Origin of the sequence: Litchfieldella qijiaojingensis (assembly GCF_014651875.1) — a bacterium.
Lineage (GTDB): Bacteria > Pseudomonadota > Gammaproteobacteria > Pseudomonadales > Halomonadaceae > Litchfieldella > Litchfieldella qijiaojingensis.
In genome coordinates, this window is the sequence record NZ_BMXS01000040.1 from 1 (window position 1) to 22,433 (window position 22,433).

The 22,433-nt window shown below is 60.4% G+C and carries 22 protein-coding genes; 10 read left to right on the forward strand and 12 right to left on the reverse strand.

Going from position 1 to position 22,433, the window contains the following annotated elements; all coding sequences use genetic code 11:
- The first annotated feature begins 391 nt into the window (after positions 1 to 391).
- Together IE093_RS21440 and rlmM are read left to right on the forward strand one after the other, a co-directional pair.
- A complete protein-coding gene (locus IE093_RS21440) occupies positions 392 to 820 on the forward strand; it encodes a DUF2721 domain-containing protein (RefSeq protein WP_189472843.1) in 429 nt (142 codons plus the stop codon).
- Between the two features lie 48 nt (positions 821 to 868).
- Positions 869 to 1,936: a 23S rRNA (cytidine(2498)-2'-O)-methyltransferase RlmM gene (gene rlmM, locus IE093_RS21445; RefSeq protein WP_189472845.1), complete on the forward strand. Its 1,068-nt coding sequence runs from the start codon at positions 869 to 871 to the stop codon at positions 1,934 to 1,936.
- A 6-nt stretch (positions 1,937 to 1,942) separates the two neighbouring features.
- Here the strand turns inward: rlmM and IE093_RS21450 are convergent, their stop codons facing one another.
- Positions 1,943 to 2,227, reverse strand: a complete 285-nt coding sequence (locus tag IE093_RS21450; RefSeq protein ID WP_189472847.1) for an antibiotic biosynthesis monooxygenase family protein — start codon at positions 2,225 to 2,227, stop codon at positions 1,943 to 1,945.
- A 56-nt stretch (positions 2,228 to 2,283) separates the two neighbouring features.
- On the opposite strand from IE093_RS21450, the gene tusA reads away from it, so the two are divergent.
- Positions 2,284 to 2,535 (forward strand): sulfurtransferase TusA, encoded by a 252-nt coding sequence (tusA, locus tag IE093_RS21455; protein ID WP_189472849.1) that lies wholly within the window; start codon positions 2,284 to 2,286, stop codon positions 2,533 to 2,535.
- A gap of 27 nt (positions 2,536 to 2,562) precedes the next feature.
- Here tusA and IE093_RS21460 read toward each other — a convergent pair whose 3' ends face one another.
- From IE093_RS21460 to IE093_RS21470, 3 genes are all read right to left on the reverse strand, one after another.
- A complete protein-coding gene (locus IE093_RS21460; protein ID WP_189472851.1) occupies positions 2,563 to 3,252 on the reverse strand; it encodes a hypothetical protein in 690 nt (229 codons plus the stop codon).
- 68 nt (positions 3,253 to 3,320) lie between these two features.
- Positions 3,321 to 4,388: a DUF3080 family protein gene (locus tag IE093_RS21465; RefSeq protein ID WP_229803866.1), complete on the reverse strand. Its 1,068-nt coding sequence runs from the start codon at positions 4,386 to 4,388 to the stop codon at positions 3,321 to 3,323.
- A 10-nt stretch (positions 4,389 to 4,398) separates the two neighbouring features.
- Positions 4,399 to 5,850 carry an MATE family efflux transporter gene (locus IE093_RS21470; protein WP_189472853.1) on the reverse strand — a complete coding sequence of 484 codons (1,452 nt, stop codon included), beginning with the start codon at positions 5,848 to 5,850 and terminating at the stop codon, positions 4,399 to 4,401.
- 153 nt (positions 5,851 to 6,003) lie between these two features.
- Here IE093_RS21470 and IE093_RS21475 point away from each other — a divergent pair, with 153 nt between their 5' ends.
- A complete protein-coding gene (locus tag IE093_RS21475) occupies positions 6,004 to 6,549 on the forward strand; it encodes an elongation factor P hydroxylase (protein ID WP_229803868.1) in 546 nt (181 codons plus the stop codon).
- 59 nt (positions 6,550 to 6,608) lie between these two features.
- On the opposite strand, the gene IE093_RS21480 is transcribed toward IE093_RS21475, so the two are convergent.
- Entirely contained in the window at positions 6,609 to 8,660 is a 2,052-nt protein-coding gene (locus IE093_RS21480; RefSeq protein WP_189472857.1) for a BTAD domain-containing putative transcriptional regulator, read from the reverse strand.
- Positions 8,661 to 8,871: 211 nt separating this feature from the next.
- On the opposite strand from IE093_RS21480, the gene IE093_RS21485 reads away from it, so the two are divergent.
- Positions 8,872 to 10,242, forward strand: coding sequence for an FAD-binding oxidoreductase (locus tag IE093_RS21485; protein WP_189472858.1), 1,371 nt, complete (start codon positions 8,872 to 8,874; stop codon positions 10,240 to 10,242).
- 5 nt (positions 10,243 to 10,247) lie between these two features.
- Here the strand turns inward: IE093_RS21485 and IE093_RS21490 are convergent, their stop codons facing one another.
- Together IE093_RS21490 and IE093_RS21495 are read right to left on the reverse strand one after the other, a co-directional pair.
- Positions 10,248 to 10,727 (reverse strand): hypothetical protein, encoded by a 480-nt coding sequence (locus IE093_RS21490; protein WP_189472860.1) that lies wholly within the window; start codon positions 10,725 to 10,727, stop codon positions 10,248 to 10,250.
- Between the two features lies 1 nt (position 10,728).
- Positions 10,729 to 11,607, reverse strand: a complete 879-nt coding sequence (locus IE093_RS21495) for a TatD family hydrolase (protein ID WP_229803870.1) — start codon at positions 11,605 to 11,607, stop codon at positions 10,729 to 10,731.
- Between the two features lie 103 nt (positions 11,608 to 11,710).
- On the opposite strand from IE093_RS21495, the gene IE093_RS21500 reads away from it, so the two are divergent.
- Positions 11,711 to 13,639, forward strand: a complete 1,929-nt coding sequence (locus IE093_RS21500; RefSeq protein ID WP_189472865.1) for an ATP-binding cassette domain-containing protein — start codon at positions 11,711 to 11,713, stop codon at positions 13,637 to 13,639.
- 56 nt (positions 13,640 to 13,695) lie between these two features.
- On the opposite strand, the gene IE093_RS21505 is transcribed toward IE093_RS21500, so the two are convergent.
- Positions 13,696 to 14,154, reverse strand: coding sequence for a universal stress protein (locus IE093_RS21505; RefSeq protein WP_189472867.1), 459 nt, complete (start codon positions 14,152 to 14,154; stop codon positions 13,696 to 13,698).
- 119 nt (positions 14,155 to 14,273) lie between these two features.
- Here IE093_RS21505 and IE093_RS21510 point away from each other — a divergent pair, with 119 nt between their 5' ends.
- Positions 14,274 to 14,804, forward strand: a complete 531-nt coding sequence (locus IE093_RS21510; protein WP_189472868.1) for a preprotein translocase subunit YajC — start codon at positions 14,274 to 14,276, stop codon at positions 14,802 to 14,804.
- On the opposite strand, the gene slyA is transcribed toward IE093_RS21510, so the two are convergent.
- Together slyA and IE093_RS21520 are read right to left on the reverse strand one after the other, a co-directional pair.
- A complete protein-coding gene (gene slyA, locus IE093_RS21515) occupies positions 14,797 to 15,267 on the reverse strand; it encodes a transcriptional regulator SlyA (RefSeq protein ID WP_189472870.1) in 471 nt (156 codons plus the stop codon). The two genes, IE093_RS21510 and slyA, sit on opposite strands and share 8 nt — an antisense overlap.
- A gap of 86 nt (positions 15,268 to 15,353) precedes the next feature.
- Positions 15,354 to 16,556, reverse strand: a complete 1,203-nt coding sequence (locus IE093_RS21520; RefSeq protein WP_189472872.1) for a DUF5924 family protein — start codon at positions 16,554 to 16,556, stop codon at positions 15,354 to 15,356.
- Positions 16,557 to 16,792: 236 nt separating this feature from the next.
- On the opposite strand from IE093_RS21520, the gene fadB reads away from it, so the two are divergent.
- Both fadB and fadA read left to right on the forward strand, forming a co-directional pair.
- Entirely contained in the window at positions 16,793 to 18,943 is a 2,151-nt protein-coding gene (fadB, locus tag IE093_RS21525; RefSeq protein ID WP_189472874.1) for a fatty acid oxidation complex subunit alpha FadB, read from the forward strand.
- 28 nt (positions 18,944 to 18,971) lie between these two features.
- Entirely contained in the window at positions 18,972 to 20,150 is a 1,179-nt protein-coding gene (fadA, locus tag IE093_RS21530; protein WP_189472876.1) for an acetyl-CoA C-acyltransferase FadA, read from the forward strand.
- A 53-nt stretch (positions 20,151 to 20,203) separates the two neighbouring features.
- Here fadA and IE093_RS21535 read toward each other — a convergent pair whose 3' ends face one another.
- Positions 20,204 to 20,668 (reverse strand): flavodoxin family protein, encoded by a 465-nt coding sequence (locus IE093_RS21535; protein WP_189472878.1) that lies wholly within the window; start codon positions 20,666 to 20,668, stop codon positions 20,204 to 20,206.
- A 128-nt stretch (positions 20,669 to 20,796) separates the two neighbouring features.
- Between IE093_RS21535 and IE093_RS21540 the strand changes: the two genes are divergently transcribed.
- The gene (locus tag IE093_RS21540) at positions 20,797 to 21,795 is read left to right on the forward strand and encodes an IS5 family transposase (RefSeq protein WP_189472880.1); all 999 of its coding nucleotides are present in this window, start codon (positions 20,797 to 20,799) and stop codon (positions 21,793 to 21,795) included.
- A 150-nt stretch (positions 21,796 to 21,945) separates the two neighbouring features.
- Here IE093_RS21540 and IE093_RS21545 read toward each other — a convergent pair.
- A partial coding sequence (locus tag IE093_RS21545; protein WP_189472883.1) for an IS630 family transposase occupies positions 21,946 to 22,433 on the reverse strand: 488 nt, incomplete at its 5' end.

Genomic DNA, 22,433 nt, shown 5'->3' on the forward strand with positions numbered 1-22,433 from the left:
GATAGGCCGGGTGTGGAAGCGCTGCAAGGCGTTGAGCTGACCGGTACTAATGGCCCGTGCGGCTTGACCATATAACCCCAAGGGGTCTGCGCATGACGCGCACGATTGACGGATACGACGAGACGTACGGCATGATTCGCACGCGCTGTTGCCCGACCGCCCCGCGGCGGCAGCAGCGCACCAGTTACGCCTGACGACCATAGCGAGCGTCATCGTCAGGCACCTCTTCGAACCCCCAGCCTCCCGCGAGGCCGGGGGTTTTTNTCGAACCCCCTGCCTCCCGCGAGGCTGGGGGTTTTTGCTTTTCAAACGTTGGAATAGTCGACTCGTTGTCATTACACGGGTTGCGTATAATGCGACATAAGTCTAAAAGTACTGTCTGGAGTATTTCGTGACGCTGACGACGCCCGCCTTGTTGTTTCCGGCCATTTCATTGCTGTTGCTGGCCTATACCAATCGCTTTCTTACCCTGGCGCAACTGATTCGCAAGCTGGCCAACGAGGAGCGCAGCACTCACCACGATGTCACCGCACGTCAGATCCTATTGCTCCGCAAACGCATCACCCTGACCAAACGCATGCAAGTGGCCGGAGTGTTGAGTTTCCTGCTCTGTACCTTGTCGATGTTCGCGTTATTTCTCTCCTTGGAGCTGTTCGGCATGGTCCTGTTCGGCATCAGCCTGATCAGCCTCTCGGTTTCGCTGGTGTTCTCACTTTGGGAAGTGATGATCTCCACCAATGCGCTGAATGTGCAACTACAGGATATAGAGGCGTTACAGCGGGGTAGGGCAGACAAGCGATCCAGGGAATCGCACTTGTGAGGCACTAGTCGACCTCGTTAGACTGGCTTGCCTTCGATAGGAGACCCCATGACCCCTCACGAACTGCTGCTCTATTGCCGTCCTGGATTCGAACATGACCTAAGTGCCGAGCTTTCCACCAAGGCGGACCTGGCGGGCTGGCATGGTGAGCCGCAGTCTCGATCCGGCAGTGGCTATGTACGCTTCGTGCTTCCGTCCGAAGAACCAGCCAATGCCCTGCATCGTGATCTTCCTCTCGATACGCTAGTGTTTGCCAGGCAGAGTCTGGTTGCCTTGCCGCCGCTCGAGGGTATTTCACGAGAAGATCGACTTTCACCGATCGTGGCGCAAGTCCTGGAGAGCGGTTGGAGTTTCGAATCCATATGGCAGGAAACGCCGGACACCAATGATGGCAAGGCACTCAATGGATTGATCAAGGCACTGGAGCGTTCTTTGTCATCATCGCTCAAGAAGTGCGGTGCCCTACGCCGTAAGGCAGGCAAGCGTCGCCTTCACTTGTTCTGGACGGATGGGGATACGGTTCAGTTGGGAATGAGTTTCCCGGGTAATCGCAGCGAACAGCCAGGGGGGATTCTGCGTTTGCGCTCGCCTCGCGAGGCCCCTAGTCGCTCGACGCTCAAGCTGGAGGAAGCCTGGCACGCGTTCGTGCCGCGTGATGCCTGGCCAGAACGATTGAACCAAGGGATGCAGGCTGCGGACCTGGGGGCGGCACCAGGAGGCTGGACCTACCAACTGGTACGCAAGGGGATGTATGTCTATGCCATCGACAATGGCCCCATGGACAAGGACTTGATGGCTAGTGGTCAGGTCGAGCATTTGCGTGAGGATGGGTTTACCTGGGTACCACCCAATCGCCTCGACTGGTTGGTGTGCGATATCGTCGATAAGCCGATGAGGGTCGTGGAGATGATCGAGCGTTGGCTATTGCGTCGTTGGTGCCGTGAGGCGGTGTTCAACCTCAAGCTGCCGATGAAGCAGCGCTGGCAAGAGGTCGAGCGCTGTCTACTGCGCCTCGATCGTCACTTGAGCGAGGCCAGGATAACGGCTGAGATTCGCTGCCGACATCTGTACCATGACCGTGAAGAGGTCACGGTGCATGTGCGTTTGTTGTCGTGAAGCGACTCAGCAGTGCTCGAAGACGCGCACGAGTTCGTCTTCGGATAACAATGGAAAGACATGTTGCATGACACGTTCTCGCTCAGTGCTGTGCTGCCAGTCCTTCCAGGCATTCAGGTCGCGCCATTGAGTGATCAGCAGGCGTCGTTCGGGGTGATGACGTTCGCAAAGGCTTTCGCCGGCGATGAAGCCGCGCGCATTGATCGCGGCTCTCATGGCTTCTCGAGCCGCTTGTTCGTATTCCTCTTCCAACCCGGGCATGATCTGACGTTCGATGAGGATCTTGATCATGTTACTGCTCCATTTACCTGCTTGTTCCGCTATTCGAGAGGTTGACGAGAGAAGCGATGGCCAATATGACTGACGACGCTCCGGTCCATGATGTCGAACTGGACACTACCGGCCTCTATTGCCCGGAACCCATCATGTTGATGCACAATCGCGTAAGGGACATGCAAGGTGGCGAGATCCTCAAGGTTATCGCCACAGATCCCGCTACGATACGCGACATCCCCAAGTTCTGCAGTTTCCTGGGGCATGAGCTGATGCACCAGTCTGAAAACAATGGGGTCTATTGGTACTTCATTCGTTTGGGTTGACGCCTTGCTCCTGTGCATGGCATGACGTCAGCGTGCCACCATCAAGGCGAGAGCCTCGAGAGTAGCGGGATCCTCCTCTTTGATACGGTTGGCGATGACTCGCTGGAAGAAGTAGACCACCTGGTGACGGCTATGACCAGGATAGAGGCAGGCGTCGCCCGCCAATACCGGCGTCGACTCGATACGCTTTTCATCGACGAGTAGCGATTCCACGTCCCCGTTGCTATAGAGGCGCCATCCGAAGACTTGCTTCAATTGCCAAGGAACGTCGTCACCGTCCATGCATAGGGCATGGGTACCCAAGGTGTCGGGTATCTGCTGAATCAGCGTCGGTTCCGCGGTATCCTCATAATCGAAATAGGCGGCGGCGTGCTCTAGCTCGAACACCTTGTGGTCCGGCGCGCTATGGAAGACCTCTTCGGTTTCCGGGTCGCGATAGCCGACGAAATGACCATATTCGGGATCATCGAGCTGGTGACAGGGGGTCAGCGCCTCCATCCAGGGCACCAGGCCGACGATCTCGCCATCTTCTCGTAAACCCCAGGCCAACAATGGCATGCCATACAGCGTCTCCGGGTCGGAAGCGAGATGGTAGAGCATCTCAAGGCCATCCAGCTCGGGGGCTAGCCGCACTAGCCGACGCCTGGCGAGCTGCCGCTGTCGCACGGTATTCAGGTCGATGACCTGAGCGGAACGGGGGGACAGTGGGGTACCCATGATTACCCTCCTTGCGCGTTGTAACGGCATCGCCTTGCTTCACTATTAGCACAGTCGGGCGTGGAAAGTTAAGCCCCACCTTCCTTCGCTGGAGAGTCGCATGTTCGCCTGATTCGTTGCCAATGCCGCGTATGGGTCTGAGTCGCCTCTTGGAAACGTGGCCATGGGGCCTCTGGATTGTCCAGCGACAGCCAGGCTTGCCGGTAGTCAGCGACGGCGGGGCGCGATACCTCGTGAGCTTCCAGTAATGCGTTGATCGCTTCCAGCCAGGCACGGGCCTTGTCGGCGATATCCTCCAGATAGGGATGAACCTCGGCTTTGAAGTGTTGCTGAAAAATGCTCAACAGGCGCTCGGTGTCGATGTCGCCTTGTTCCAAGGGGCAAGTGGGGGGCGAGCCCAGGGCAGCAACGAGCATGGCGTTGGCTTCTTCCAGGCGCAGGCTGGCAAGCATGAGCGAGCGCAGGATGCGTGCTGTCAGTGGCTCACGCTGCAATGTCTTCAGGTGTCCTTCCAGTGTCGAGGAGTCGGCTTCCCAGTCAGGATCGAACTGACGCTCCGCGCCAATACGCAGATAATCCAGTGCTTCCAAGGATTCGGCCAATGGGATCTCGTCTTCCGGTGCCAGGGGGGAACTGGCACGAGAGAAGCTGCCGACCCATTCGCTGGAGGCGAACAGCGCATTCCAGCTTGCTCGTGGCAGTTGGTCGGTCTTGGTTTCCGTCAGGCGTTGCAGACGCAGGCGGTCGTTCTCCGCGAGCGACTCCGGCACTTCTGAATGCCAGCACTCATGCAAGCGGCGCCATAGCTCGAGTTCATAGAGCCAGCGCTGGCTGGGGGCGGCAACACGTCCTAACTGGTTATTGCGTCTGGCTATCAGTGAGGTGATATGGCATTCACGCAAGGCATAGATATCGAGGAGGTCTTCGCGGATCTCGGGAATGTCGAACAGCCGCTCGTCCTGATCGGGGAAGCCACCAATATTGGCGGGTGGTTCGGGGATGGGGTGTTCGATGTCGAGTGCTTCGGCCAGCCGTTGCTGATAGTCGGTCAGCAGGGCATCCCCGGGGCCTTGACGGCCACAGCCGAGGAGCATGGCAAGACAGGCCAGGGCGGTTCCGCAGAGACGCAGATGCAAGCCGCTTCTCTTAGCTACGGGGAATCGCCAGTCGACCATCACTCACCGCCTTGCTGATCCTGTGCAAGCGAATGCCCAGCAATGCTGCCGCCAGCGTGAGGCCGGCGATCAAGCCGATCCAGTAACCATGCACCCCTAGCGGATCGAACAGTACCGGCAAGCCCACCGTGCCTAGCCAGTGACCACCTCCGAGGCCAACCAGCCAATAGGAGATCAACGTGATGGCCATGATGATCCGGGTGTCCTTGTAGCCTCGCAGGGCGCCGGCCATGTTGACCTGCAAGGAGTCCGAGACCTGATAGATCATTGCCAGCCCGATCAACGACAAGGCTAGGCGTTGCACTTCGCTATTGTGAGTATAGAGCGCGACCACCGGTTCCGACGCCAGCCACAGGATGAGGTCGTTGAGCAGGGCAGCCAACAGGCATACCGCCATGCCGTTCCAAGCCACGAAGCGGGCTTCCCGTGTCCGGCCGCTACCCAGGGTATTGCCGACTCGGACCGTCAGCGCCATGCCCAGAGATAGCGGCAGCATGAACAGAATCGAGGTGAAGTTCAGCGCCACCTGGTGAGCCGCTACAGTGATTTCGCCGAGGCTGGCGATGAACAGCGCAATCAGTGTGAATAGGGTGACCTCGACGAAAATTGCCACGCCAATCGGGATTCCCACGTATAGCAACTCGACGATCATGTTGCGTTGTGGCAGGGAGGGGGAATGCCAGATTTTCACCGAGCCGTAAGCACGCGAGCGCTGGGTATAGAACAACATGGCGAGGCACATCACCCACATCGATAATGCCGTGGCGATGCCGCAGCCCAGCGCGCCCAAGACAGGCAATGACTGCACCGGTGCCGGTAGCCAGTTGCCAAACAACTTCACCAGCCCGGGGCCTCCGTAGATCAACACATAGTTGCTCGGGACATTCACTCCCAAGCCGACCAAGCTGATCCATAGCGATGGGCGGGTATGGTTCATGCCATCGGAAAAAGCACGTAATGCCTGGAACAGAGCCACGCCCGGCATGCCGAAGGCCACGGCCGCGAGGTAGCTGGTGGAAACCTCGGCAACATTCTGCGGCACTCCCATCAGGCGAAAGATCGGCATTACCGTGAGCCAGAGCAACAGGGCGGCCACGATACCAAGTACCACGGCCACCCACAGCGCCTGATGCACATTGGGGCGAATAAGGGGGGTTCGCCCGCCACCCAGCAGTTGTGCAACGATCGGGGTAAGCCCCATCAAGGTTCCAGTCATGAACAGCATCAGCGGCATCCACAGGCTGGAACCGACGGATACCGCGGCTAGGTCGGTGGCGCTTAGGCGCCCAGTCATGATCACATCGGTGGCACCCATGCCCGCTTGGGCGAGCTGGGCGCCGCAGATCGGCAGGCCAAGACGAATCAGCAACCGTGTTTCCTTGCGGCTGCGAGCGAAAAAGGCGGAAGAGGGAAACCGGGACAACGCTGACACTCCTTTCCGGGACGCGGGCCAGCTCCTCCCTTGGGCTGGCTCCTGACCGTTTGGGCAAGAGGAATAGTCTAGCAATCGACGAAGATTTTCGCTCGCGGTATGAGCCCCTATAATGTGCTCCGCTCAGCCGTTCCAGGAGACGTTTTGACTCACCACCTCGACGACATCATCGCTTTGTTCGATGGTCTCTTCTTCGATCATTTCCGGACCCGTCTGGTACGGGGCGGCGACGAACCGCTGTACCGCCCTGCCGATGCAGATTGCCCTTACCACCGAGTGATTTTCGCACGGGGGTTCTTCGCCAGTGCACTGCACGAAATCAGCCATTGGTGCATCGCCGGCGCGAGAAGGCGCGAACTGGAGGATTACGGCTACTGGTATCTGCCCGATGGGCGCGATGCCTCACAACAGTGTGAGTTCGAGTCGGTGGAAGTGGCACCGCAGGCACTGGAGCTATTGTTTTCACGGGCCTGTGGGTTGACCTTCCATGTCAGCGTCGACAACTTGGGTGAGATCGAAGTCGATCGCGAAGGATTTCGCTCCCGGGTAAAGCAGCGGGCGGTGCGTTACGAAGCGGAAGGACTGCCGCTGCGGGCCGCTGCTTTCCGCATGGCACTGAAGACCTTCTATCTGGGGGGCGCGAGCCTTCAGGAAGCGCTGGTCGCAGGAAGCCGTCAGCTCCGCGGGTGATCCGGTGACGGTTCTTGCAAGATGCCGCTGAGCTCTACCGCTGAATCCCGTCACTTTGTCTACTTGAATCCTGCCTTGCGCAACCCTTCGAGATAGTGCTCCGCATCGGCGGTATGTCGGTAGGGGTCCAGAGCCGTCAGCCAGTCGAGGCAGCCAGTGTGCTCGGGGAATGTGCCGCGAGCCAACTGATAGCGATAGTGGCGATAGACGGTATCCCGATGGCTCGCACCTTGCTCCGGGTGGCCGAGGTGAGCATAGGCCGCGGCGATGAAAGCCGGTGTGTTGCAGAAGGCCTGGGGAGCAGACGCCATGGTATCGATGGCCTCGTCGTATAGGCGTGCGCTGAAGAAGGCGATACCCGCCATGCCGGCGTACCAATCCGGTCGGTATGGCGCGAGGCGCAGTGCCTTGCGGGCCGCTTCCACGCCGCGTTCGGGCTCGCCGGCCAATGCCAGGGCAAAGGAGGCATGGGCGAGTACGTCGGCATCGTTCGGATTGAGTGCCAGGGCCAGCGATAGCTCACGGTCCGCCGCCTCGTAACGGCGAGCGTAGAGTTCGGCCAAGCCCAGCATGCAGTGGGCGCGGTGGTCGCGCGCATCCAGCGCGACTGCCTTGCGGCCGAGCTCCAATGCCTCCTGCTGCAGGAACACCCAGTGGTTCCAAGAGTAACATGCCCACTCGTTGAGGTGAGCGAGGGCGAGCCCGACATAGGCGCGGGCGAATTGAGGGTCCCGGGCCAGCGCTTGCCGGAAATGGCGGCGTGCCTCGTGGATGGCCGGCAGGTCGGAGCGGCGCAAGGCATGCCAGCCGCGCAGCCAGAGATCGTAGGCCTGCCAATCCTGGGGCGGTTTCCGACGGGCCAGTGCCAACCGGTCATCCTCGATCCGTCCGACCAGGCTGCCAACGATATGGCAGACGATGTCGTCCTGAACGTCGAAGAGCTCGTCGAGCCGGCAGTCATAGTGTTCGGCCCAGACTTGGCGCGCGTTTGACGTCGCCAGCAAGCGGGCGGTGAGTCGGAGCCGTTCACCCTGGCGCCGTAGATGTCCCTCGAGAAGATATTCCACACCCAGTTCGCTGCCGACTTGCTCTGGTGTGGCGTGGGTATGGCGGTACGCCAATGCGCTTGCCGGCGCGATCACGTCGAGTTCGCAGAAGCGACCGAGCTCGGTCGCGATGTCCTCCGCCAGGCCGTCGCTGAGGTGGCGATGGATACTGGCATCTTCGAGCGGCACGAAGGCCAGAACGGCGAGAGAAGGGCGGTCGGATGACATCGAGCGGCGGCGGGCGCGGGACGCGGCAGCGGCTTCGATCACCTTGGGGCGCTCAGGCAGGTCGTCGCTTTCGCGCGCCAAGCCGGCCTCGTCGCGGGGATATCCGGGCAATAGCCCCAACAGCTCATCCTTCAAACGCTCAGTCTCCGGAGCGGGAGCGACACCGAGTTCGTCGGCTAGCCGCTCGCGGCAACGCCGGTACTGCTCGAGTGCCGCTCTTATCCGATCCTGGTAGAGATAGAGGCGGATAAGCGTGCGCTGCACTCCTTCGTCCAAGGGATCGTTTGCCAGCAGCCGCAGGGCGAGCTGGATAGCGGGATCGATGGCGCCGGTGAGTACATAGTGATCGAGCAGCCGATGCATTAGTTGTTGCCATTGCTCGTCCAGCCGTTGGCGCTGTGCCATCAGCCAGTCCTCAAAGGCCTCGCCGCATTCGGCCATGCCTTCCAGGAAAGGGCCACGATACAGTGCAAGCGCACGCTCCAACGTTTCCGGAGTGTCGTCGGCCAGTAGTCGCTCGAACGCTTCGAGGTCCACCACGGTTGCGTTCGCCTTTAGACCTACCTCCTGCGTGTCGATGGCCAGGCCTTCCCGTGCCGCTGCCGGCAACGCACGCTGCAGCCGCGACAATGCCTGACGCAGGTTGGTGCGCGCCCGGGACTCGGGCATGTCTTCCCACAGCAACCCTGCCAACATGCCACGCGGGTGCTGCCTGAACGGGCTTGCCGCCAGATAGGCAAGCAATGCTTCGACCTTGCGGGTCGGGAAGGCGAGCCGCTGCCCTTCGGCCGTATGACAGGCGAACTCACCCAACAGCGAGATATGCAGGAGCGTCATGGAAGTGTGCCTCCTGAGTACAGCCTATGTGGTGATGCCTTGTACTGCTAAGTGCGGGTGTCACGTCTGTGTCACGCCCGTGGGACGTCCGCCAGCTATACCTCAAGTGCGACCCATGGGGTACGCCTACAGCCGGAATGGCTATGTGTGTGTCATGCATCGATCGATGATCGGGGAGGTGGTTATGGAAGGCATCGCATCGAGAGCCGATATGATTCGGCAATTCGGGGAGTGTCTGCGTGGTGCGCTGATACTGCCCAAAGACGAGGATTACGATGAGGCGCGCAAGGTCTACAACGCATGTCACGATCGCCGTCCAGCCATGATCGTCCAGGCGGCGGACGTCGCGGACGTGATGACTGCCGTGACCTTTGCCAGAGAACACGAGCTTCCCCTGGCCGTCCGCGGCGGAGGCCACAGCGTCCCCGGGTTCGGGACATGTGACGATGGCCTGGTGCTTTCTCTCGAAAGGATGCGCGGTATCCGGGTCGATCCGGAGCGTCACAGCGTGCGTGCAGAAGGGGGCAGCACCTGGGCCGACCTCAACCATGCCACTGCAGCCTTTGGCATGGCGACGACCGGTGGAATCGTGTCCACCACCGGCATCGCCGGCCTGACGCTGGGCGGCGGTCTCGGCTATTTGGCGCGAAGTTGCGGGCTGGCCTGCGACAATCTGCTGTCGGCCGACGTGGTCACTGCCGAGGGGTGCTTCCTGACTTGCAGTGAAAGCCGCCACGAGGATCTGTTCTGGGCCATCCGCGGTGGAGGTGGCAATTTCGGTGTGGTCACGTCGTTCGAGTACCGTCTGCATGCCGTGGCAGATATTCTTGGAGGCCCAACCTTCTATCCGCTCGATGCGGATGTCATCCGTGGTTACCGGACTCTGATCGCTGAGGCTCCCGAGGAGTTGGGGGCGATCCTCGGCATTACGCTCGGTCCGACGCTGCCGTTCCTACCCGAGACGTGGCATGGTAGGCCAGTGGTCGTGGTATTGACCTGCTGGAGTGGACCGCGAGGCGAGGACGAAGCGATACGTGAGCGACTGGGCCGTCTTGGTCCTGTTCTAGGACAGTACGTTCAGCGTATGCCTTATCCGGTGATCAATACGCTGTTCGACGAGCTGCTGCCCGCCGGGCTGTATCATTATTGGAAGGGCTGTTTCACCAAGCATCTTTCCGAGGAAGCGATCGACGTGCATGTCGACTATGGCGCCCGCGTTCCGTGCATCCAGAGTGCGACGCTCTTGTTTCCCATTGATGGCGCGTGCCAGCGTGTCGCTCCCGATGCCACCGCGTTCGCCTATCGGGACGCGAGCTTTGCGACGGTCCTTGGCCCGAGTTGGCCGGACCCCGACGACAGTGAGCGCAACATCGACTGGGGGCGCGCCTACTATCAGGCACTTCGCCCCTATTCCGAGGAGGGAGGGTATGTGAACTTCATGTCCGGTGACGACGATGACAGAGTTCGTGCCAATTATCGGCAGAACTACGATCGGCTGATCAAACTCAAGACCCGATACGACCCGGCCAATCTGTTTCGCTTGAATCAGAACATCGCGCCGTCCAGCGGTGACATGGCTTGAGCCGGTCAGTCCCCCCCGCCGAGCCGCTGATGCAACATCAGCATCACTTGCACTTCCTGTTCGGGGCGCAGAGGTTCGAGCCCCAGTTCGCCGAACAGTTCGCCACGGGCACGTGACCATTCTCCGGGGGCGAGATCGGGATAAAGGGAGTCGGCAGGCGCCAGTTCGACGAAGGGGTCGAGTCCGAAAACATCGAACAAGCGAGAGAGGGCGGCCTCGTCATCACTGATACCTGCGGTGTACAGGGTGGCGCTGAAATGATCGTTCTCCAGCTCGCGAATCACATCCAGTGGGCTCACGCCCAGGCTGTCGAGTTCCTCCAGGCTGTAGTCGCCCAGCGAAACCAGCTCATTGTCGAGCCAGTCATTGTCCGGTTGGATCAACGTATGCTTGACCTGCCCATCGGGTAATGCCCAGGCAATGGCGAGTGGCAATCCGCCGTCCTCTCCGGTTTCGACGGCGATGAAGCCAGGGAAGTCGGCCATGTCAGGAGTCCTCTGCAAGGTGAACGGCATCGGGCAAACGGAAGAAGGCGCACGCGGTGGCCGTGGTCGCGATGGCCAGCTCGGCTTCGGTGATGCCACGCCAATGAGCTATTTCGCGCACGATCCATGGCAATAAGGCCGGTTCGTGACGTCTTCCCTTGAGTTTGGCAGGCAAATTGCGTGGCAACAGGTATGGGCAATCGGTTTCCACCATCAGCCGTGTGAGCGGTATTTCGTTGACCTGCTCGCGTAGGTGGTGACCGCGCCTTTCGTCGCATATCCAGCCGGTAAAACCGATATGAAGATCAAGGTCCAGATAGCCGTACAGCGTCGCTCGATCGCCTGTAAAGCAGTGTATCACTGCATGCCCGATATCATCGCGCCAGGCCTTGAGGATCTCGAGCATTCGTGGACCGGCATCGCGTTCATGGATGAACAGGGGCAGTCCGGATTCCACGGCCAGACCCAACTGGGCCTCGAAGGCGCGTTCCTGGTCGGCCGGCGAGGAGAAGTTGCGATTGAAGTCCAACCCGCATTCGCCGACGGCTACCACCTCGGGCTCACGATGTAGATCGCGCATGACGCGCTCGAGCTCGGCATTCCATTGGCTGGCATCGTGAGGATGGACGCCGGCGGTGGCGTACAGGCCCGGCCAGCGGCGAGCCAGTGTAACCGCTTGCTCGGCATGTTCGCGGTCGGTTCCGGTCAGGATCATGGTGGCGACATTGGCAGCTCGAGCGCGCTGGATCACCGCATCCAGGTCGCGAGCGAAGCTGTCGTGGGTCAGATTGGCGCCGATGTCCACCAGCGCTGTCGGCGAATGGAACCGCAGCGCCTCGGGAAGCCCGTCGTCGAAGGTCGCGGTTGGCTTGCTGGTCAAGATGGGACTCCTTTCCGAAGAATGGCTCCATTGTACCCAAGGCCACCTTGGCTCGGCCATGCGTTACACTAGGGGCCTTTGACGGCTTGTATGAGGTATGCGCGTGACCTTGTTACGTCTGGAACAGTTGCAATTGGCCTATGGTCCGCATGTGCTGCTCGACGGTGCCGATCTGGTACTGGAACGGGGTGAGCGCTTGGCGTTGGTGGGGCGTAACGGCACTGGCAAGTCGACGCTTCTCAAACTGGTGTCCGGAGAAGCGCACGCCGATGGCGGGAGTATCTGGCGTGCCCCGGGACTGAAGATCGGGGTATTGGAGCAGGATTTGCCCTCGGCGTCGGGGGAGACGATTTTCGATGTGGTGGCTCAAGGGCTGCCGCAGGCGGGCACGTTGCTTGCCGAGTACCATCATCTGGTGCAGGAATCGGAACCCGACATGCAGCGCATGGAGCGCCTGCAGACCCAGTTGGAGGCTATCGATGGCTGGTCGTTCCACCAGCGCATCGACACCATCCTCACTCGCTTGGGCTTGCCCGCCGACGATCCGATGCAGTCACTGTCGGGAGGCTGGCGGCGACGTGTAGCGTTGGCCCGCGCCTTGGTCGCTGAGCCCGACCTGCTGTTGCTCGACGAGCCGACCAACCACCTGGATCTCGACACCATCGGCTGGCTAGAGGAACAACTGCTGGCATTCAACGGCGCGGTGCTGTTCATCACCCACGACCGTGCGTTCCTGTCACGCTTGGCCACCGCCATCCTGGAGCTCGACCGTGGGCGCCTGGGACGTTATTCGGGTGACTATGACAAATACCAGGAACAGAAGAACCATGAGTTGGAGATCGAGGCTCGGGAGAACGCCGAATTCGACAAGAAGCTTGCTCAGGAAGAGGCCTGGATACGCCAGGGCATCAAGGCTCGTCGGACCCGCAATGAAGGGCGGGTTCGCGCGTTGCAGAAGATGCGCACCGAACGCAGCCAGCGACGCGAACGTCAGGGCCGGGCGAGTCTGGCGGTCGATAGAGGAGAGCGCAGCGGCAAGCGCGTGGTGGAACTCTCCGGCGTCAGTCAGCGCTTCGGCGACGACTGGGTGATCCGTGATTTGAGCCTTGAAATTCAGCGCGGTGACCGAATTGGCCTGATCGGTCGCAACGGCGCCGGCAAGACCACCCTGCTCAAGATCCTGCTCGGCGAGCTCAACCCCACCGAAGGTACCGTCAAGCTTGGCACCAACCTACAGGTAGCCTACTTCGATCAGCTTCGCGCGGGTCTGGAGCCGGAAAAGACCGTATACGACAACGTGGCCCAGGGGAGCGATCGCGTCACGGTAGGGGGCAAGGACAAGCATGTCATCGGTTATCTGCAGGATTTCCTGTTCACTCCCGAGCGAGCGCGGCAGCCGGTCAAGGCCTTGTCGGGTGGCGAATCCAATCGTCTGCTGCTGGCAAAACTGTTCACGCAGCCGGCCAATGTACTGGTCCTCGACGAGCCGACCAACGACTTGGATATCGAAACCCTCGAGCTGCTCGAGGAGTTGTTGCTGAATTTCGATGGCACCTTGCTGCTGGTATCCCACGACCGCGCCTTCATGGATAACGTGGTCACCGGGGTGCTGGCCTTTGAGGGAGAGGGGCGGGTGCGCGAATACGTCGGTGGTTACCACGACTGGGTGCGCCAGGGGGGGAAACTGCCGCCGGCACCTTGGGATTTCGATGCCCGTCAGGTATCCGGCCAAGCCAAGGTGGCGGCACTGTCCCCCGACAACAAGCCAGCCGCGCCGAACCAGGAAAAACGTGCCAGATCGGCCAAGTTATCCTACAAGTTGCAACGTGAACTGGATCGACTGCCATCCGCCATCGAGGCTTTGGAAACTGAAGTAGCGGACTTCGAGGCCACGGTGAGCGATCCAGCCTTTTATCAGCAGGATGCCGATAAGGTCACGGCGACTCTCGAAGCCTTGAGTGCCAAGCAAGCTGAACTGGACGCGGCCATGGAGCGCTGGATGGAACTGGAGTCCATGGCCGCCGGGGAGTGACGAAGCGGTGATTCATGGATCATCCGCTTCGTGGGCAAGTACGGGAGAGAGGATCGTCACTCGTCGCTCTTCTCGCCGTCCTTGCCGACACGCACCGCCAGCACGTCGCACTTGGCGCCGTGCAGAACACCGGTGGAGGTGGAGCCAAGCAACAGGGCAAAGCCGTGGCGCCCGTGAGAACCGACCACGATCAGGTCGACGTCGTGCTCCTCGGCGAAGCGGTGAATTTCCGTATCAGGCATGCCGACCACGACATGCTGGTTTTCACGTGGCACGTTGTGAGGATCGGCGATTTCCGCCAGGCGCTGCTTGGCATGGTCATCGAGCTGGTCCTGGATACTGGTCAGATCCATGGGAATGTCGCCGCCATAGGCGAAACCCAGTGGTTCCAGGGTGTGCATGATCGAGAGCTTGGCATTGTTGCGCTCGGCGATGGGTAAGGCTCGTTCCAGTACCTTGTGCGAATCCTTGGTCAGGTCGACGGCAACCAGAATGTGGCGGTATTCGTTGCTCATGGGAGGCTCCCAGCATTAGAGAAATGGTAGTTGTCTCCAACTCTAGGTCGGGTCGTGCGTCTCGACAACGATCCATATCAACGTTTTAGCTTCCGTTCCCAATGTTTGGAGGGATATCCATGGAGTGGTTTATTATCATCGGCCTGATGTTGCTGGTCATCGCGCCGATGATGTGGCTCCGGCCCAATTCGCACCAGATGCGTCTGGGCAAGCTGCGTGATGCAGCCATCAAGGCCGGCGTCAGGGTCAAGCTGGAAAAACCGCCATTGCATAATGATCCGGCACCCATGCCATGTTATCGATGGCCCTATCCGCTACAACGACCAGGACCCCGTTTCGTGCTGGTGAGAAGCGAGGAGACCGGTGATAGTCTCAAGGAATTTCGACCCGGTTGGCGCTGGCGTATCGAACCCTTGCGTCCCCTCCCACCAAAGGCCGATGAGCGTTTGGGTGAACTGCTGATGCGATTGCCGCAGGATGCCGTGGTGATCGAGTCCAATCGCGAGACACTGGCGCTATGGTGGAACGAGTCCCAGGACGGAGAACGTTTCGCTCGTTATCTGGAGGATTTCTCGTTTCTCCGTGGTGCATTGGCAGGGCGACCGGATCGGCCTACGCTACGACAGCTCGGTTCTGGCGACTCTACGTGACGCTGTGGGGTGACTCGTCGGCTTCCGACTCCTCCCGGGCCTGGATCTCCAGGCCGTTGCGCTCTATACGGGTCAGCAGCTCATCGAGATTGGCGATATCCTCATCGCTCAGCCCCGCAAGCATTTCCGCCCGGGCCTGGTTGACGACGGCATCGATTTGCTGCAGCAGTGGCGTGGCCTGCGGAGTTAGAAAGATACGTTTGCTGCGGCGATCCTGATCGCAGGGACAGCGTTCGATCAGCCCCTGCTCGGCCAGTTGATCCAGAGTGCGCACCAGGGATGGCGCTTCCACTCCGATGGCTCGGGCCAGGTCGCACTGGGCCTGGCCATCGCCCAAACGCCACAGATGGTAGAGCGTGATCCAGCGTGTCTGGGTCAGATCCAGGGGCGCCAGGCGTTTGTCGAGGATCGCGCGCCACAGGCGTGGCAGGCGAGATAGCTTGAAACCGATATTCTGATGCATGACTCTTCGCATTCGCAGGCTGATGACAGGATTGTCCGAACCCAATCCGTGTATTGCAAGCACCTGTTTTGACGCACCCCCCTTTGTCATGGCTGGTGGGGGTAATTACCTGGCACCAATCGTCGTATATCCAGCCCCGGTACGCCGGGAGGCGGTGAGATACTGCCATCGGCGACCAAGGCGGCACTAGGCTTGTCGGTCACCGTGAAGCGCATGACGCCGATGCGTTGGCCGGATGTGGTCATGATATCGATGCGCCAGCGACCGGCGGATTCCTTGGGGAAGTTCCTCTTGTGGGTCCAGGCGCGGTAACCATCCTCGCGACCGCCATGGATGACGAGAGGAATGCGATCCATCAACTCTCCTTCGTGACGCCACTCATGATAGACCTCCTCGCGTAGGCCGCGAGGTGCGCGGATGGCGGTATAGGCATACAGGCCACTACGACGTAGGGCATCGGTCTGCAACCGGACACTGCCTTGCGGCGTGCGGGTCGCGGTATCGAGACCTGGCGAGAGGGCGCTACCGTTTATCCACAGGTTGGCAGGTGGCACCCAGGCGCGGCCGACCCAGGCCAGGCTGGCCAGCAACGCGAGCAGGCCGAACATTGTCATCCAGCCCTTGAACTGTTGAGGCCTGACCAGGTGCAACAGGCTCGGCAGGCTGAAGATGACCATGAGCACTACGGCATAGCGTAGGCTCTCACTGGTGGTCAACTGCAGCATTAGCGGTAGGGTGACCAATACCACCACGAACACGCACTGGGCGTGGAAGGCGAAATACACCCAGCGATAGCGATCGGCAAGCTTGAAATAGAGCGGATCGAGGATCGAGAGCAAGGCCAGCGCCACGATCAACAGTGTGAATAGCGCCTGGCCGCTGGTCCATACCGTGGTTGCCAGCAGGAACGGCAAGCAGAAGAACAACGTTTCCTGGTGAATCATCTGGGCGATGAATGTCGTCACACCACGTGGCAGGGTGCTGTAGCCGCGTCGCGCCAGGAAGCGTCCGATCAGGCTTTCTGATAGCAGCAGTACCCAGGCCAGTAGCATGCCCAGCGCCAGGGCCCCACCCAGCCATTGCTGGCGGTCGACCAGAAAGAAGCTTGCCACTCCGGCACTGAAAGCGACAGGCGGCCAGACCCACATATAGGGACGAATGCGACTTATCAGTCGCTCGGCCAGGCGTTGCAGCGCCCACAAACGGGGTGAACGAGGGCGGTCGTCGCGAGATGGCTCCGTCCCGTTGGGAAGGACGTCGGAGGGCGATGAAGATGATGACTTCGTCATGTCGCGGGAATATCTCCCAATGGCAACGAAAAGGCGCATCCTAACAAGCTAGTGTCGTGGTCGGGAGTCGTGGAAGAGCGACACCATGCATCGGCGTAACGAGCCGACTTCGACGTTAGGCTAAAGAAGGTGGACTTGACGCCAAGGGGCAAGGTGGACCAAGCTATCCATCAATCAAACGGCCGTATGAAAACCTGGCGGTCCTCCAACGTCCAACCCTGTGTGGAGATTCGTGGATGATCTATCAAGGCAATGCCATCACGGTGGCGACCAATGGCGATGGTATCGCGACGCTCACCTTCGACTTGAAGGATGAGTCCATCAACAAGCTTTCCAGCAGCGTGGTCGGAGAACTGGATGAAGCGGTCAAGGCGCTGCAGAGTGCAAGCGGAGTCAAGGGACTGATCATCGCCAGTGCCAAGGACGTGTTCATCGTCGGCGCCGATATCACCGAGTTTCATGGCCTGTTCGAGAAGGGAGAAGACTTCCTGGTCGAGATGAACCAGAGAGTCCACGCCATTTTCAATGCCATCGAGGACCTGCCGTTCCCTACCGTGACCGCCATCAACGGGCTGGCGCTGGGCGGTGGTTGCGAAGTCACGTTGACCACGGACTTCAGGGTGATGAGCGACAAGGCCCGTATCGGCTTGCCCGAGACCAAGCTGGGTATCGTGCCGGGTTGGGGTGGGTGCGTTCGCCTGCCACGCTTGATCGGTGCCGACAATGCCGTCGAGTGGATCGCAGGCGGCAGCGAGAACAAGGCCCAGGATGCCCTGAAGACGGGGGCCGTGGATGTCGTGGTGCCGGGTGACCAGCTTGAAGCCGCTGCGCTCGATATCCTGGCGCGGGCCAATGCCGGCGAACTGGATTACCAGGCCCGACGCGAAGAGAAGAAGGGCCCGCTGCACCTCAATCCCATTGAGCAGATGATGGCCTTCGAGACTGCCAAGGGCTATGTGGCGGGCAAGGCCGGCCCGCACTATCCAGCCCCCATCGAGGCCATCAAGGTGATCCAGAAGGGCGCCGGTGAGAGCCGTGAGCGAGCCCAAGCCATCGAGGCCAAGGCCTTTGCCAGGATGGCCAAGACCGATGTCTGCTTCAACCTGGTGGGACTGTTCCTCAATGATCAGGCAGTCAAGAAGAAGGCCAGCCAATACGAAAAACAGGCTGGCAAGGTCGCCCAGGCGGCGGTATTGGGGGCCGGTATCATGGGGGGCGGCATTGCCTACCAGAGTGCCTCGAAGGGCACGCCGATCTTGATGAAGGACATCAAGGAGGAAGCGCTGGAACTCGGCCTCAAGGAGGCGCGCAAGCTGTTCGCCAAGCAGGTCGAGCGCGGCAAGCTGGGTACCGACGAGATGGCCGAGCGTCTCTCGAATATCCGTCCCACGCTGTCCTACGGCGATTTCGGCCATGTCGACCTGGTGGTCGAGGCGGTGGTCGAGAATCCCAAGGTCAAGGATGCGGTGCTTACCGAGGTGGAAGGCTTGGTCGGCGAGGACACCGTCCTGACCTCCAACACCTCGACCATCTCCATCAACCGTTTGGCGCAGAACCTCAAGCGCCCCGAGAATTTCTGCGGCATGCACTTCTTCAATCCGGTCCATCGCATGCCGCTGGTCGAGGTCATCCGTGGCGAGAAGACCAGCGATGCCGCTGTTGGGACCACCGTGGCCTACGCCCGAGCCATGGGCAAGACGCCGATCGTGGTCAACGACTGCCCGGGATTTCTGGTCAATCGCGTATTGTTCCCCTACTTCGGTGGGTTCAGTTTGCTGATCGAGCAGGGGGCCGACTTCCAGCGCGTCGACAAGGTGATGGAGAAGTTCGGTTGGCCGATGGGCCCGGCCTATCTGCTCGACGTGGTCGGCATGGACACCGCCCTGCATGCCAGTGAGGTGATGGCCGAAGGTTTCCCCGAGCGCATGGCGCGCGAAGGCAAGACCGCCATTCAGGTAATGGTCGACAACGACCGCCTGGGCCAGAAGAACGGCAGGGGCTTCTACGCCTACGAGGAAGACAAGAAAGGCAAACCGAAGAAGGTCAACGACGACCAGGCTTACGAACTGGTCAAGAGCATGGTGACGAAGGAACAGGATTTCTCCGACGAGGAGATCATGGCGCGCCTGATGGTGCCGCTGTGTCTGGAGACCGTGCGCTGTCTCGAGGACGGCATCGTCGGCAGCCCGGCCGAGGCCGACATGGCACTGATCTATGGCATCGGTTTCCCGCCGTTCCGAGGTGGAGCGCTGCGCTATATCGATGCAACGGGGATAGCCGAGTTCGTCGACCTGGCGGATCGCCTCGCCGACGAGTTGGGGCCGCTCTACGCGCCCACCGATAAACTGCGCCAGATGGCCAAGGCCGGCGAGCATTTCTACGCCTGAATCACCACGTGTTAAGGAGAGTCAGCAGATGAGTTTGAATCCGAGAGATATCGTGGTGGTCGATGGGGTACGGACTGCCATGGCCAAGGCCAAGAATGGTGCCTTTCGCAACGTGCGTGCCGAGAACCTGTCGGCATCGGTGATGCAGTCGTTGTTCGATCGCAATGCCAATCTCGACCCCAATGAAGTCGACGACGTGATCTGGGGGTGTGTCAACCAGACCCTGGAACAGGCGATGAACATCGCCCGCAATGCGGCGATCATGACCGGCATTCCGCGCACCGTGCCGGCCCAGACCGTCAATCGCCTGTGCGGTTCGTCAATGACTGCGCTGCATATCGCCGCGGCCAACATCAAGGCTGGTATGGGCGACTTCTACATCATCGGTGGCGTCGAGCATATGGAGCATGTGCCCATGACCCACGGTGTCGATGTCAATCCGGCAGCCAGCAAGTATGCCGCCAAGGCGGCGATGATGATGGGCCTGACCGCTGAATTGTTGGGCAAGATGCACGGTGTGTCCCGCGAGGAACAGGATAAGTTCGGGGTACGCTCGCACCAGCGTGCCTATGCCGCCAACGAGCAAGGCTACTTCGACAACGAGATCATCGGTGTCGAAGGACACGACGACCGTGGTTTCCGTGTGTTGGTCAAACATGATGAAGTGGTGCGTGCCGATGCCAGCCTCGAAAAGATGGCCGAGCTCAAGCCGGTGTTCGATCCGCGTGGTGGCACGGTGACCGCGGGTACTTCGTCGGCGCTCTCCGTGGGTGCCGCCGGACTGGCGGTGATGAGCTATGAGCGTGCCCAGGCGCTGGGTGTCGAGCCGATCGCCAAGGTCGTTTCCACCGGCGTGGCCGGTTGCGACGCCTCGATCATGGGCTATGGGCCGGTACCAGCGTCCAAGCAGGCGCTCAAGGCCGCTGGCCTGTCCGCAGGCGACATTCAGACCGTGGAACTCAACGAGGCCTTCGCCGCCCAATCGATCCCGGTACTCAAGGATCTCGGCTTCCTCGATGCTCTGGACGAAAAGGTCAACCTCAACGGTGGTGCCATCGCCCTCGGCCATCCACTGGGCTGCTCCGGAGCACGTATCTGCACCACCTTGCTCAACGTGATGCAGCAACAGGAAACCACCCTGGGGTTGGCTACCATGTGCATCGGCATGGGCCAGGGCGTGGCCACGGTGTTCGAGCGCCTCAAGTAAGCTGCACCCTCACGTGAAACTAAAACGGCACCCGCATGGGTGCCGTTTCGCGTTCAAATGATGCCGCTGTCCAAGGCCGCCGCCATGTACGTCCCCAACTCTTCGACTTGATCGACGAACGCTTCCTGCCATTCACCGCGCAGCGTCAAGGGTTCCTGAACCCAGTGCCAGCGCAGGCCGGTGACGATGCCTTCCACCGCGCGGCGGGTACCGGTGCCGTCGCGACCGGCACGAATGTAGAGTGCGCAGGGTAGGCCTTGCTTCTCCTCCAGTACGGGGTAGTAGCTGCGGTCGAAGAAATCCTTCAGCGCGCCGCTCATGTAGCCGAGGTTCTCGGTGGTGCCGAGCAGGATGGCATCGCAGGCGCGGATGTCGTCCGGTCCGGCGTCCAGTGGCGCCTTGACCGTGACGTCGACGGCTTCGATATCGGGGTGGCGGGCGCCACGCTCGGCGGCCGCGCGCAGCTTCAGGGTATTGGGCGAAGGCGCATGGGCCACGATCAGGAGTCGCTTGTTCATGGCATCATGGTGCCAGTCCTGTCGGCCAGTCGCTAGGGAAACGCTGCATAAATCCCGCTGTAGCTGCCTGGCAGTCATCGGTGGGGTAGAATCTGGCGCTCCTGCTACTATCTGACCAGAGCCACCTGATGAAGCAGATCTCCTTTGCCCAGGCCGAGTACCAGAACAAGAAGAAGGTTACGCGCCGGGAGCGCTTCCTGGCCCAGATGGATGCCCTGGTGCCCTGGCAGCGGCTGATCAATGCCTTGTCGTCCTCCTATTTCCCGGATGCCGCAGGCAAGCGAGGGCGTCCACCGATCGGCCTGGAGCGCATGCTGCGTGTCTACTTTCTTCAGCAGTGGTACGCCTTGGCCGACGAGGCGCTGGAGGATGCCATCTACGACAGCCAGGCCATGCGCGACTTCATCGGTATCGATCTTGCCGTCGAGAGCGTGCCGGATGCCACCACGTTGCTGCGTTTCCGCCACCTGCTGGAGCAACATGCCCTGACCCAGCGCATCTTCGCGGAGATCAATGCCGGCCTGGCCGAGCAGCGCCCGTTCATGCGTGAGGGCACCATCGTCGATGCCACCATCGTGGCGGCAGCGCCTTCCACCAAGAACCAAGCCAAGCAGCGCGATCCGGAGATGAAGCAGACCAAGAAGGGCAATCAGTGGTTTTTCGGCATGAAGGCCCATATCGGCGTCGATGTCGTGAGCGGGCTGACTCACAGCATGGTGGCCACCTCCGCCAATGTTGCCGATGTCACCATGGTGGCCGACTTGGTACGTGACGACGACAATACCGTCTTCGGTGATGCTGGTTATACCGGCATGGGTGAGTACCTGGACGAAGACAAGGACGATCCGGATAGCCGGTGTTGCGTCGCGGCCAAGCGAAGCACCATCAGGAAGATGGAAGACAGCCCAATGAAGACCTTGCTGCTGGAGATCGAAAAGGCCAAGGCGAGTGTCCGCTCCAAGGTCGAGTATCCCTTCCACGTGCTGAAGAACCTCTTCGGCTACCGGAAGGTGCGTTACAAGGGGCTGGCCAAGAACCAGGCGCAGCTCTTTACCCTGTTTGGTCTCGTCAAGCTGGTGCTGGCAGGGCGATACCCGCCTTGCGTTGAGGGGAGCAGTGCGTCTTGAGCATGACCCAGCCGACTGACGACCGGGCGGCTGGGCAGAAAACGCTGCCAGAAGGTGGCGACATATTGAACAGTGGCGAGCCCTTTTGCCAGGAAAGGGTCATGTGGCGCTTGGCCATCAATTAATCAGCGGTTCCCTAGTACTAAGTGCTTAATCAAAAGTAATCCTGTACTCACTTCCGTAGTTACTGAGCACTTTGATAACCTCGCTGCATAGCGTGGCGAAGTCTCGATAGGCGGTCAGAGGCAGCCAGCGATATTTGATCTGCCGCCAGAGAATCTCGATCAGGTTCAGCTCTGGCGAATACGCTGACAGGTAGACCAGGTGCACACGATGCGACATCCATTCCAGCAGCTTTTGCCGGAACGCTTTCGACCTATGCATGCTGGCATTGTCGAGTACGATGACAGCGAAGGTCTCCGGGGCTTTCTGTTCAATGAAATGATCGAAAGCCGCGATGACCGTCTCTGTCGTCACCGCCTCCGTCGTGGTGTGATACACCAGTTTTCCGTGACGGCTCAGGAAGCCCAGCACGTTCAAACGATGGCTGTGTGAATAGGCCGTGACCTCACAGGGCTGACGGACCGGACTCCAGGCATAGGGCACGCAAGAGGATTGGGAAAACCCCGATTCATCGA